Origin of the sequence: Aeromonas sp. R5-3 (assembly GCF_040908225.1) — a bacterium.
Classification (GTDB): Bacteria; Pseudomonadota; Gammaproteobacteria; order Enterobacterales; family Aeromonadaceae; genus Aeromonas; species Aeromonas dhakensis.
In genome coordinates, this window is the sequence record NZ_JBFODH010000029.1 from 77985 (window position 1) to 89640 (window position 11656).

At 62.7% G+C, this 11656-nt stretch carries 11 protein-coding genes; 3 read left to right on the plus strand and 8 right to left on the minus strand.

The features are described 5' to 3' along the window. Positions 1–167 precede the first annotated feature (167 nt). From AB5Y95_RS19660 to lptD, 6 genes are read right to left on the minus strand one after another with little or no spacing between them, the layout of a single operon-like run. Positions 168–989 (minus strand): symmetrical bis(5'-nucleosyl)-tetraphosphatase, encoded by an 822-nt coding sequence (locus AB5Y95_RS19660; protein WP_005304169.1) that lies wholly within the window; start codon positions 987–989, stop codon positions 168–170. Between the two features lie 6 nt (positions 990–995). Continuing rightward, positions 996–1358: a Co2+/Mg2+ efflux protein ApaG gene (gene apaG / locus AB5Y95_RS19665; RefSeq protein ID WP_005304166.1), complete on the minus strand. Its 363-nt coding sequence runs from the start codon at positions 1356–1358 to the stop codon at positions 996–998. Positions 1359–1362: 4 nt separating this feature from the next. Beyond that, positions 1363–2175, minus strand: coding sequence for a 16S rRNA (adenine(1518)-N(6)/adenine(1519)-N(6))-dimethyltransferase RsmA (gene rsmA, locus AB5Y95_RS19670; RefSeq protein WP_005304162.1), 813 nt, complete (start codon positions 2173–2175; stop codon positions 1363–1365). After that, entirely contained in the window at positions 2165–3160 is a 996-nt protein-coding gene (gene pdxA / locus AB5Y95_RS19675; protein ID WP_368161869.1) for a 4-hydroxythreonine-4-phosphate dehydrogenase PdxA, read from the minus strand. Before pdxA ends, rsmA begins: the two co-directional genes overlap by 11 nt. Next, positions 3160–4458: a peptidylprolyl isomerase SurA gene (gene surA / locus AB5Y95_RS19680; RefSeq protein ID WP_005304159.1), complete on the minus strand. Its 1299-nt coding sequence runs from the start codon at positions 4456–4458 to the stop codon at positions 3160–3162. The genes pdxA and surA overlap by 1 nt, the downstream gene beginning before the upstream one ends. A 30-nt stretch (positions 4459–4488) precedes the next feature. Further along, a complete protein-coding gene (gene lptD, locus AB5Y95_RS19685) occupies positions 4489–6921 on the minus strand; it encodes an LPS assembly protein LptD (protein ID WP_095593351.1) in 2433 nt (810 codons plus the stop codon). 174 nt (positions 6922–7095) lie between these two features. Here lptD and AB5Y95_RS19690 point away from each other — a divergent pair, with 174 nt between their 5' ends. From AB5Y95_RS19690 to djlA, 3 genes are read left to right on the plus strand one after another with little or no spacing between them, the layout of a single operon-like run. Continuing rightward, positions 7096–8106 (plus strand): aminoglycoside phosphotransferase family protein, encoded by a 1011-nt coding sequence (locus AB5Y95_RS19690; RefSeq protein ID WP_252601848.1) that lies wholly within the window; start codon positions 7096–7098, stop codon positions 8104–8106. Beyond that, positions 8103–8771 (plus strand): N-acetylmuramate alpha-1-phosphate uridylyltransferase MurU, encoded by a 669-nt coding sequence (gene murU, locus AB5Y95_RS19695; RefSeq protein WP_279973602.1) that lies wholly within the window; start codon positions 8103–8105, stop codon positions 8769–8771. Before AB5Y95_RS19690 ends, murU begins: the two co-directional genes overlap by 4 nt. Before the next feature lie 19 nt (positions 8772–8790). Beyond that, positions 8791–9621 (plus strand): co-chaperone DjlA, encoded by an 831-nt coding sequence (gene djlA, locus AB5Y95_RS19700; RefSeq protein WP_117404721.1) that lies wholly within the window; start codon positions 8791–8793, stop codon positions 9619–9621. 77 nt (positions 9622–9698) lie between these two features. Here the strand turns inward: djlA and AB5Y95_RS19705 are convergent, their stop codons facing one another. Then, a complete protein-coding gene (locus AB5Y95_RS19705) occupies positions 9699–11042 on the minus strand; it encodes an NCS2 family permease (RefSeq protein WP_005304142.1) in 1344 nt (447 codons plus the stop codon). Positions 11043–11302: 260 nt separating this feature from the next. Further along, positions 11303–11638: a hypothetical protein gene (locus AB5Y95_RS19710; protein WP_005304138.1), complete on the minus strand. Its 336-nt coding sequence runs from the start codon at positions 11636–11638 to the stop codon at positions 11303–11305. Positions 11639–11656 lie beyond the last annotated feature (18 nt).

Below are 11656 nucleotides of genomic sequence, written 5' to 3' on the forward strand. Positions count from 1 at the left end.
GGGACTGTGAGTGGCGATCAGGGCATCATCTTCATGGCACCACAGGGTTGCTCAGGTTCAGCCGCTTATCGTCACTTGGCGTAAGTGGGACAGGGAGTGTCGATCAGGGCGTCATCTTCATAACGCCACAGAGTGAGGCTCTTATTGTCCAGACGCTCGCCTCACCATTACTTGGCGTAGGTAGGGCAGGGGGTCGCGATCAGGGCATCATCTTCATAACGCCACAGGGTGAGGCTGTTGCCCCAGACACAGCCGGTGTCGAGCGCCTTGATGTCCTGCTTGCCGGTGTTGCCCATCAGGGCCGCCCAATGGCCGAACACCAGAATGGGGTCGTCCACATGGTGTTCGCGCTGCTCGAACCAGGGGCGCAGGCCCGGGGTTGACTCGGTGGGGCCCTTCTTGCATTTGAAGTCGAGCCGGCCGTCGAAATAGCAGAAGCGCATCCGGGTGAAGGTGTTGATGATGTAGCGATAACGCTCGATCCCGACCAGATCGTCCTGCCAGCCATCGGGCTGATCGCCATACATGTTGTGCAGCAGCCACTGGTACTGATCACCGCGCAGCAGGCTTTCCACCTCGCGGGCACAGTTGCGGGCGGTGCGGGCGTCCCACGCCGGGGAGATGCCGGCATGCACCATCATGATGGGCAGGTCGGGGTGCTCCGCCAGCAGCGGGCGGTGGCGCAGCCACTCCAACAGCTCGTCCCGATCCGGGGCGTCCATCAGCTCCTGCAGTCTGTCTTTCTTCTTGAGCGGGGCGACCCCATCGGCGACCGCCAGCAGGTGCAGGTCGTGGTTGCCGAGCACGGTGACGGCACGGTTGCCCAGCCCTTTGACGAAGCGCAGGGTGTTGAGGGAGTCCGGGCCGCGGGCGACCAGATCGCCGCACAGCCAGAGTACGTCGTTAGCGGGATCGAACTCGGCCAGATCCAGCAGACGGCGCAAGTCGTCGTAACAGCCCTGGATATCGCCAACAAAACAGTTCGCCATGAAACCTCAATTGATAATGTGGGGGACGGCCAGCGTAAAGGGTGCGATGGGCACCTCGAATTGCTGCCCCGACTCGTCTTGCAGGGTATAACTCCCTTCCATCACGCCGAGCGGGGTGGCCAGCGGCACGCCGCTCTGATAGCGGAAGGTCTCGCCGGGGGCGATGACCGGCTGCTCGCCGACCACGCCGGGGCCTTCGACTTCCAGCATCTTGCCATTGGCATCTGTGATGAGCCAGCGCCGGCGCAGCAGTTGCGCCGGGCCGGGCCCCAGGTTCTCGATCTCGATGAGATAGTGGAACTGGTAAGGGTCTTTGCTATCCGCCACATACGAGGGGTATGGGCGGACCAGGATGTGCGGGGTTGCCACGGGATCAGGCCTTTGGCTGATCCGCCAGCCAGTTGGCGATCATGACGAACTGCTCGAGGGAGAGGTTCTCCGGGCGCAGGTTGCCATCGATGCCAAGTTCGGTCAGCTGGGCGTCCGTGATGAAGTTGGAGAAGCTGTTGCGAATGGTCTTGCGACGCTGGCCGAAGCCCTCGGTGCAGACCCGGTTCAGGCAACGAATGTCTTTCGCGACTATGGTCGGGTTCTTGTGCGGGATCAGACGGACCACGGCAGAATCCACCTTGGGCGCCGGCTTGAAGGCGCCAGGGCCCACTTCCAGCACAGGCACTACCTGGCAGTAGTACTGGGTCATCACGCTCAGACGGCCATAGGCCTTGCTGCCCGGGCCGGCGGCCAGACGCAGCACCACTTCCTTTTGCAGCATGAAGTGCATGTCTTCTACCCGATCGGCGAACTCGCACAGGTGGAAGATGAGCGGGGTGGAGATGTTGTAGGGCAGGTTGCCGAAAATGCGCAGCGGCCCCTTGCCTTCCCCCATCAGGGTGCTGAAGTCAAAACGCATGGCATCGGCTTCGATGACGGTGAGCTTGTCCTTCAGGGTCGGGTGCTCGCGCAGGCGCGCCGCCAGATCCCGGTCCAGCTCGACCACTGTCATCTTGTCCATCTGGGCGGCGACCGGCTCGGTCAGCGCGGCCAGACCCGGGCCTATCTCCACCAGGTTCTGACCCGGCTGCGGATTGATGGCGGCCACGATCTGGTCGATCACGTAGCGATCGTGCAAGAAGTTCTGACCGAAACGCTTACGGGCCGTGTGGCCCATGTGCACCTTACTGCTCATATCTTTTTTTCTCTACCATCTTGATGGCGTGGTTGATCGCGGTGATCAGGCTGCCGGAGTCGGCCAGGCCCTTGCCTGCCAGATCCAGTGCAGTGCCGTGATCCACCGAAGTGCGGATGAAAGGGAGTCCAAGGGTGATATTGACCGAACTGCCGAAGCCCTTGTATTTGAGCACGGGCAGCCCCTGGTCGTGGTACATGGCGAGTACCGCATCCGCATCCTTGAGGTATTTATCCTGGAACAGGGTATCGGCCGGCAGCGGGCCGACCAGATCGATCCCCTCCTGGCGCAGGCCGGCCAGGGCGGGTTCGATCACGTCAATCTCTTCACGGCCGAGGTGGCCGCCTTCCCCGGCGTGGGGGTTGAGGCCGCAGACGTAAATGCGGGGCCTGGCGATGCCAAACTTGGCTTTGAGATCCGCATCCAGGATGCGGATCACCTTGCCGAGGCGATCCTCGGTGATGGCCATCGCCACATAGGCCAGCGGAATGTGGGTGGTCGCCAGCGCGACCCGCAGCCCTTCGGTCGCCAGCAGCATCACCACGTCGGCGGTGTTGGATTGCTGGGCGAAGAACTCGGTGTGACCGCTGAACGAGACGCCAGCCTGGTTGATGATCCCCTTGTGCACCGGCCCGGTCACCACGGCGGCAAATTCGCCGCTCATGTTGCCGTCGCAGGCGCGCTGCAGGGTGGCCAGTACGTAGGCGCCATTGCATTCGTCCAGCTTGCCCGGTATCACGGCGGCGCCGAGGGGAACCGGACAGACGGTCAGGGTGCCCACCCGCTGCGGTTGTGCCGGCTGACCGGCATCATAGGGCAGCAGCTCGACGGGCAGCCCCAGCAGGGCGGCCCGTTCGCGCAGCAGCGCCGGATCGGCGATCACCACCAGCTGGTGCGGCCAATCCTGCTGGGCAATCTGCAGCACCAAATCCGGGCCGATCCCGGCCGGTTCACCCGGGGTAATGGCGAGGCGACGACAGGTCATCAGCTGCCGGCGCCTTCGATCTGGATGTAGGCCTCGTCACGCAGCTCGTCCAGCCAGGCCTGGGACTCTTCGGTGAAGCGGCGGTTGTAGATCAGCTGATAGGCGCGCTGCTCCTGGGCCTTGGTGGTGGCATCCTGGCTGCGGCGCTCTTCCAGCTGGACGATGTGCCAGCCGTGGGTTGTGCGGAAGGGTTCGCTGATCTGGCCCGGTTGCAGGCGGTTGACCATGTCGCGGAACTCCGGCACGTAGACGTTGGGATCGGACCAGCCCAGTTCGCCACCCTGCACCGCGGAGCCCGGATCCTCGGAGTACTTCTCCGCCAGGCTGGCGAAGCTCGCCTTGCCGCTCTTGATGTCGTGCAGGATGCCATCCAGCATCCCCTTGGCTTTCTCTTCGCTCAGGATTATGGAGGGCTTGATCAGGATGTGGCGGGCGCGCACTTCGGTCTGCACCACCTGCTGCTGGCCCTTGCTGTCGAACACCTTGATGATGTGCAGACCGGCACCGGAGCGCAGCGGGCCGACGATGTCGCCCTTCTTGGCACCTTGCACGGCCTCGGCCATCAGGGTCGGCATCTCTTGCGGGCTCATCCAGCCCCAGTCACCCCCTTCCAGCGCCTTGGGTCCGCTGCTCTCGGCAATGGCCATCTTGCGGAAGTCGGCGCCCTGCTTGAGGGCGGCCAGGATGCGTTCAATCTTGCTCTTGGCGGCATTGAGCTGCTCGGCGCTCGGGTTGTCCGGCAGGGCAACCTGGATGTGGCCGACATGGTACTGCTGTTGCTGCTGACCCTGCTTGGCCAGGATATCCACCACCTGCTTCACCTCCTGCTCGGAGATGTTGATGCGGCGGCGCACCTGATTGCGGCGTACCTCGTTCATCAGGATCTCGCGGCGCACCTCTTCCCGATACTGGGCATAGGTCAGCCCCTCGCGATCCAGCTGGGCACGCAGCTGATCCAGGGTCATCTTGTTGTCGGCGGCGATGCTCTGGATCGCTTGCTCCAGCTGGGTATCGCTGATCTTGAGGCCCTGGCGCTCGGCCAGTTGCAACTGCAGGCTCTCCTGGATCAGGCGGTCCAGCGCCTGTTTGCGCAGGGTGGCGTCATCGGGCAGGGACTGGCCGTTTTCCTGGGCGGAGATCTTGACCTTCTGGACCAGGGCCTCCTGCTGGCTGGCCAGCACCACGTCCTTGTTGACCACGGCAAGCACCTTGTCCATCAGCTCGGGGGCGGCGAAGGCACCCTGGCTCATGGCTCCGAACAGGCCTGCAGTCAGCAGGGAAATCAACGTCTTCTTCATATCCATCTCTCAAGGCGTTTGCCAGACCGCTTATTGGTCTCGCAGGTTAAACGGACGAATGTAAGGCAGTGCTTCGGTGTCAAGGGAGGTGCCCTTGGTGCCGGTACCCACGCTACCCAATCCTTTCATTTCAAACTGAATGCCCAGGCTGCGCTCCGAGGTCGGACGCAGGGTCACGTTGTCTGGAGTGTTGACCCACTCCAGGTTGAAGTTGATGCTCCAGCAGCAGGAGTCGTACTTCAGGCCCACCTTGCGATCAGACTTCACGCTCTGGTTGAGCTCCTGGTAGTAGCCTCCGTACAGGTGCCACTGATCGTTGAGCGGCGTGGTCAACAGCAGGCCGATCTGGTTGAGGTCGGTGACCTGTCCCCGGTTTTCGAGATCGTAGTTGGCGTCGCGCACGAAACGGTGGTTCAACTGGCTGATCAGCTTCTCGTGGCGATATTCGAGGGCGCTGTTGGCGGAGCTGAGCCGGCTCTGGTCCATATCATATTGCGCGCCGGCATGGGCAAACCACTGCTCGTTGATCTTGGCATCCCCCTCGAAGGAGAGCGGGGAGCGGGTGTTGGTGGTCAGGGTCTCGCTGGGATAGAGCTTGACCCTGGGCGCAACGAAATCGAAAGCTTGGGCAACGGCCAGCCGAATTCGTTCATCGCCGACCTCATCATATACCCGGCTGGTGAGGCCGATGGAGATCCTGTTGGAGTCGCTGATGCGATCCAGGCCGGCGTAGCGGCGATCGCTGAACAGGCTGTAGTAGTCCTGGCGCATGGTGGTGGAGTCATAGACGCCTATGTTGTCCTGATCCTTGTAGGGCACATAGAGGTACTGGAACTCCGGCTCCAGGGTCTGGTTGGCATCGCCGCCGAACCAGTTCTGGTTGCGCTCGAAGGTCATGCCGCCTTTGAGGCGGAACGAGGGCAGGGTGCGGGTGATTATCCCTTCGTCCAGCGTAACCCCGTTGGCGCCTGCAGGGGTGAAGCGGCTGACGAAGGTCTGGCTCATGTTGTTCGGCACTTCCTGATCGTAACGGGTGTACATCAGCTTGTACTGGCTGTCGAGGTAGTAGCCTGCCTCGTTGATCAGCGGCATGGTCAGGGTCGGGGCCGTGTAGACCCGGGTGCCGGTGTAGGCGCCGCCCTGGTTCTGGGCGATGGCCTGGGCATTGTTGTAGCCGAACTTGGTGATCTCGGTGTTCCAGGCCAGATCGTACCAGCTGCCCTGCTGGTAGTAGTTGTGGTCGATGCGCGGCATCAGCTCGTGGGGCTGCTGCGCGCTGGCCAGCAGGATCTGGTAGGTGCGCACCTCGGTGTTGATGTTCCAGTTGGGCTGGAAGTAACCGGCCATCAGGGACTGCTGCAACTGGTTCTCGACCTGGGTACCCACCTTGGGAGAGAAGTCGTTGAAGTAGTTGTAATCCCGATCCCGCACCTTGGTGTAGTCGAGCGACACCCTCATGGCGTTGTCGGCAAACAGCGAGGTGTGGTTGGCGTTGAGCAGGTAACGGTGACCGTCGGACATGGCCTGATTGAGGCTCGGGGTCTCGTCGTACTGCTTGTCGTTGGCCAGGTTCTCGAAATAGAGGCTGCCCACGTGAGCCGGATCCGGCATGTAGCGGAACTGCACCTGCTCCATCAGGCCCCGTCTGTCCATGAAACGGGAGGTGATGGTGGCATCGTAGTTGGGGGCTATGTTCCAGTAGAACGGCTGGGTGATGTCCATGCCGTTCTTGGAGCTCTGGGTGTAACCCGGGTAGAGCAGACCCGTCTTGCGCTCATCCTTGATGGGGAAGTTGATGTACGGGAAGTAGAACACCGGATAGTCGTAGAGCCAGAGGCTGGCGTTCCAGGCCTCCCCGAACACCTCGGTCTGATCGATGTCGATGCTGCCCGCCTTCAGGGTCCACACTTCCTGGCCCGGTGGGCAGGTGGTGTACTGGGCCCCTTCCAGGGTGATGTTCTGGTTGTTGTTGGTCATGGTGACCCGGTCGGCGGAGCCGCGCACCGGCGAGCCATGCACCTGATACTTGCCCTCTTCCAGCTCGGAATTCTTGGTATCCAGGTTGGATTTCAGGGTCTTGTCGCTGGTGACCGTGATCTGGCCGTCGTTGTAATAGATGTTGCCGATGGCGATGACGTCCCGGCTCTTCTGATCGAGCTCGGCGTAGTCGGAATCGAACTTGCGCACGCCCTGGCGCACCTTGACGTCGCCCTGATAGACGGCGGTGCCGCCCTGCTTGGCTTCGAGGCGATCGGCATCCACCTCCACGGGCTGGGCATTGGCGTCGGTGCCGGGCGCCAGTTTTTCAATCTTGGGGACATAGTCATAGCAGAGCCCGTCCAGGATCCCGGTGGCGGGAGGCGGCGTCAGCGGCGCTGCCTGCACGATGGCAGGGGTCAGGGCAGGAACAAGGCTGATGGTCAGGGCGATGGGATAGGAGTATCCCAGTGTCCGTTTTGTCATGTGAAAGACTCGCGCAATCCGTGGTAGCTACGGCTGATTCAAGACATGCATTTTACGACAGGATTCATCGAGTTGACATTGCATGTCATTGCTTTATGTTAGCCGGCAATGATAAAGCATTATTGCGGCCAGGGCTAACAGCCAAGTGCTGCTTTCCAATTTGGTCCCCGACTTATGCACGATCGCGATTCCCTCTTGCTGCACTGGGCGCGCCGGATTTCCGGTGATGCCAGCCTGCAGTTGACCCTCATTTCCGGTGACGCCAGTTTTCGCCGCTACCACCGTGGCGGTGGCCTGATCTGGGTGGATGCCAACCCTAAAACCGAAAAGAATCATGAGTTTGTCCGTAATGCTTCGGCCCTGCACGCCGGCGGCCTGCTGGCCCCCGAGGTGCGGGCGGTGGACTACGAGCAGGGGCTGCTGGCGGTGACCGACCTGGGGGATACCCAGCTTATCGGCTGCCTGAACGCAGACAATGTGCAGGCCTGGTACGGCAAGGCCATCGCGCTGCTGCCCCGTCTCGGCGCCGTTGAGCTGGACCTTGAGCCTTTTGATTCCGCCTTCATGGCGCGGGAGAACAGCATCTTTCCCGAGTGGCTGCTGGGTCAGCATCTACAACTGACCCTGAGCGATGAAGAGCAGCAACTGCTGGCCGAGACCTTCGCCTGCCTCACCGAGAACAACCTGGCCCAGCCGCAGGGGGTGATGCACCGTGATTTTCACAGCCGCAACCTGATGGTGTGCGGTGGCGAGACGCCGGATGAGAGCGAGCTGGCGGTCATCGACTTCCAGGACATGGTCATCGGGCCGCTCAGCTATGACCTGGTCTCGCTGCTGAAAGACTGCTACGTGCGCTGGCCGGACGCGGTGATCGAGCAGGGCATGGCACTCGGGTTTGACACTTTGCAGCAGGCCAATCTGCTGGGCGGGCTCGATTACGCCGCGTTTCGTCGCGCCGCCGACCTCACCGGCATGCAGCGCCACCTCAAGGCAGCGGGCATCTTCACCCGGCTCTACCACCGCGACGGCAAGTCCGGCTACCTCAAGGATATTCCCCGCACCCTGGGCTACGTGGTGGATGTCTGCCGCAGCCATGGCGCCGCCTATCCGGTGCTGGCCCGCTTCGGCCAGTGGCTGGAGCAGGTGGTGCTGCCCGGGCTGGCCCGCAGCGGAGTGGCGTCATGAAGGCGATGATTCTGGCCGCCGGGCGCGGCGAGCGGATGCGCCCGCTCACCGACAGCCTGCCCAAGCCGCTGCTGGCGGTGGGGGGCAAGCCGCTCATCGTGCACCATATCGACAAACTCAAGGCGGCCGGCGTGACCGACCTGGTCATCAATCACGCCTGGCTTGGTCACAAGCTGGTGGAAGCGCTCGGCGATGGCCGTGCGCTCGGGGTCTCCATCCACTGGTCGGCCGAGGAGAGCGCGCTGGAGACTGCCGGCGGCATCGTACAGGCGCTGCCGCTGCTGGGCAGCGATCCTTTTCTGGTGATCAACGGCGATACCTGGCTCGACCTGGACTATCGCACCCTGGTGAGCCAGCCCCTTGGCGACCAGCTGGCCCACCTCTGGCTGGTGCCCAACCCGCCGCAGCATCCGGCGGGGGATTTTGCGCTGCAGGCGGGCAAGGTGGTTGATACCCCGGCGCTGACTTTCAGCGGCGTCGGGCTCTATGATCCCGCCGCCTTTGCCGGATTGGCGGCGGGGGCACGCAAGCTGGCGCCCCTGCTGCGGGAGTGGATGACGAAAGGCAGGGTGGGCGGCAGCCTGCTGGCCGGCGAGTGGCGCGACATAGGGACGGCCCAGCGGCTGCACGAGCTGGACGATCAGTTGCAAGGACGCACTCATTAATTTCACGAGGTCTTGAACCATGCGTATTTGGGGTAAGGTGCTTGGCGCCTTCTTCGGTTTTCTGCTCGGCAACATCTTTGGTGCCCTGCTTGGCCTCTGGATCGGCCACCGCTTCGATCGGGGCATGGGCTTGAATTTTCGCCGCGCCCCCACCCAGCAACAACAGGCGGTCTTCTTCCACGCCACCTTCGCCGTCATGGGCCACATCGCCAAGGCGAGCGGCCAGGTGACCGAGCAGGAGATCCGGGTTGCCTCCAACCTGATGGACCGGATGCGGCTGGCAGGGGAGCAGCGGGCTCGCGCTCAGGAGTCGTTCCGCCAGGGCAAGGAGGCGGACTTCCCGCTGCGGGAGACCCTGGCCGAGTTTCGCCAGGCCAGCCAGGGCCAGCGCGATATCCTGCGCTTCTTCCTCGAGGTACAGCTGCAGGCCGCCTTCGCCGATGGCAAGGTCGAGGCCAGCGAGCGCGCCATCCTGCACACCATCGCCGACGAACTGGGCTTTAGCCGCATCGAGCTGGCCCGCATCCTGGCGATGGCCGAGGCGCAGATGAACTTCTTCAATCGGGCCCACGGCGGTCAGTATCAGGATGGCGGGCAGGGTGGTCAGCAGTATCGGCAGGAGGCTCCCTCCCGTGACAGGCTCAAGGATGCCTATCAGCTGCTGGGAGTGAGCGAGAGCGACAGCGATCAGGAGATCAAGCGCGCCTACCGCAAGGAGATGAGCAAGCATCACCCGGACAAGCTGGCCGCCAAGGGCTTGCCGCCCGAAATGATGGAGATGGCCAAGGAGAAGACCCAGGAGATCCAGCAGGCCTGGGAGTGGATCCGCGAGGCGCGCGGCATTCGCTGAACGCCCCTTCATCAGCCATAAAAAAATGCCCGTCGCTGACGGGCATTTTTGTTTGCGCAGTATTTGTGCGTCGCAACTTAGTGGCTGTCGACCCAGACAAACTTGAGCACGAACAGCAGGGCCACCACCAGCACGCAGGGGTTGATCTCGCGCCAGCGGCCGGTGCCCGCCTTCATCACGCAGTAGGAGATGAAGCCCACGGCGATCCCCTCGGTGATGGAGAAGCTGAACGGCATCATGACGGCGGTCATGAAGGCCGGTACCGCTTCGGTCAGATCTTCCCACTTCACCCGGGTCAGCTCGGAGCACATCAGCACACCCACGTAGATGAGGGCGCCGGCGGCGGCGTAGGCTGGCACCATGGCGGCAACCGGGGAGAAGAAGATGGCCAGCAGGAACAGCAGGCCGACCACGATGGCGGTCAGACCGGTACGACCGCCGACGGCGACGCCGGAGCTGCTCTCGATGAAGGCGGTGACCGAGGAGGTGCCCATGAAGGCGCCGCCGACGGAGCTGGCGCTATCCACCAGCAGGGCCTGCTTCATGCGCGGGAAGTGCCCCTTGTCATCGGCCAGCTTGGCACGGTTGGTGACGCCGATCAGGGTGCCGGAGGAGTCGAACAGGTTGACCAGCATAAAGGAGAAGATGATCCCGGCCAGGCTGATGTCAAGCGACCCCATCAGATCCAGCTGGCCGAACACCGGCTCTATGCTCGGAGGCATGGAGACGAAGCCCTTGAAGGTGACGTCGCCAAACAGCCAGCCCAGGGTGGTGGTCACCACGATGGCGATCAGCACGGCGGAGTGGACGCCTCGGGCGGAGAAGATGCAGATCAGGAAGAAGCCGAGCAGCCCCAGCAGGCAGGGCAGGGAGGTGAGATTGCCCACCGTCACCATGGTCGCGGGGCTGGCCACCACGATGCCGGCGTTGTGCAGGCCGAGCAGGGCGATCAAGAGGCCGATGCCGGCGGTGATGCCGACCCGCAGGGTGAGCGGAATATTGGCGATGAGCCAGTAGCGCACCCGCAGCAGGGTGAGGATCAGCAGGCCCATGGCGCCCCAGAAGATGGTGCCCATGCCCACTTGCCAGGAGTAACCCATGCCGGCCACCACCACGAAGGCGAAGAAGGCGTTGAGGCCCATGGCGGGAGCCAGCGCTATGGGCAGGTTGGCCAAGAGGCCCATCAGGATGCTGCCGATGCCGGCGATGAGGCAGGTGGTGACGAACACGGCCTGGGTGTCCATGCCGGCCGCAGAGAGGATCTGCGGGTTGACGAAGACGATGTAGACCATGGTCAGGAAGGTGGTGATGCCGGCGATCACTTCGGTGCGGGCGTTGGTGCCATGGCCCTTCAGGGCAAACAGACGCTCAAGCAATCCTTGCCCGGCGGCCTGTGCGGGGGCCTGGTGTGGTTGATTCATGTTGGATTCCAATAGGTGACGTGAAATAAGCAGCAGGAGAGGGGCATCCTCCATGGAGGAGTGACGCCCGCTTTCTGGTGGTTAAACAACCAGACTCGTCCTGATACCGTGACAGCGCGCACATTTTTACACAGGCGGCGCCGTTTACAAACCCCGGATCTGCGAGGCGGATCAATGAATAGAGCAAAAATTCAAACGTTTTCCCGACCGAAAATAAAAAAGGTTCTCGCTGGAGAACCTTTTGAGGGGCAGGGGTCGGGTCAGAGGGTCTTGAAGTAACGCTCCACCAGCTGGGCCAGCACGGAGTCGAGCTTGTCCTGCACCTCTCCCAGTTCCCGCCCCAGGCGGCGCAGGAAGAGGCTGGCCTGCTCCTCGCTCAGCTTGCGGCCGTCGATGAAGAACTCCTGTTCCGGCAGCTGCTTGTCATAGCGGGGCAGCAGGGTCCAGTTCACCAGCTCTGGCTCCACGGCGGCGAAGATCCTGGCGGCGGCGGCACAGAAGGTCTCGATGTGCGCCTTGCCGTCCGGCCCGAGGCAGCCCGGTTCGACCCGGATCTGGATGGTCAGTTTCTTCTCTGTGGTGGGCTGGGTCGTCATCTTGCTACATCCATGCAT

Excerpts from the sequence above, each read along its gene's own strand:
- AB5Y95_RS19660 (WP_005304169.1), bottom strand. The coding sequence starts at position 989 with ATGGCGAACTGTTTTGTTGGCGATATCCAGGGCTGTTACGACGACTTG.
- rsmA (WP_005304162.1), bottom strand. The coding sequence starts at position 2,175 with ATGAGCAGTAAGGTGCACATGGGCCACACGGCCCGTAAGCGTTTCGGT.
- pdxA (WP_368161869.1), bottom strand. The coding sequence starts at position 3,160 with ATGACCTGTCGTCGCCTCGCCATTACCCCGGGTGAACCGGCCGGGATC.
- surA (WP_005304159.1), bottom strand. The coding sequence starts at position 4,458 with ATGAAGAAGACGTTGATTTCCCTGCTGACTGCAGGCCTGTTCGGAGCC.
- lptD (WP_095593351.1), bottom strand. The coding sequence starts at position 6,921 with ATGACAAAACGGACACTGGGATACTCCTATCCCATCGCCCTGACCATC.
- AB5Y95_RS19690 (WP_252601848.1), top strand. The coding sequence starts at position 7,096 with ATGCACGATCGCGATTCCCTCTTGCTGCACTGGGCGCGCCGGATTTCC.
- murU (WP_279973602.1), top strand. The coding sequence starts at position 8,103 with ATGAAGGCGATGATTCTGGCCGCCGGGCGCGGCGAGCGGATGCGCCCG.
- djlA (WP_117404721.1), top strand. The coding sequence starts at position 8,791 with ATGCGTATTTGGGGTAAGGTGCTTGGCGCCTTCTTCGGTTTTCTGCTC.
- AB5Y95_RS19705 (WP_005304142.1), bottom strand. The coding sequence starts at position 11,042 with ATGAATCAACCACACCAGGCCCCCGCACAGGCCGCCGGGCAAGGATTG.
- AB5Y95_RS19710 (WP_005304138.1), bottom strand. The coding sequence starts at position 11,638 with ATGACGACCCAGCCCACCACAGAGAAGAAACTGACCATCCAGATCCGG.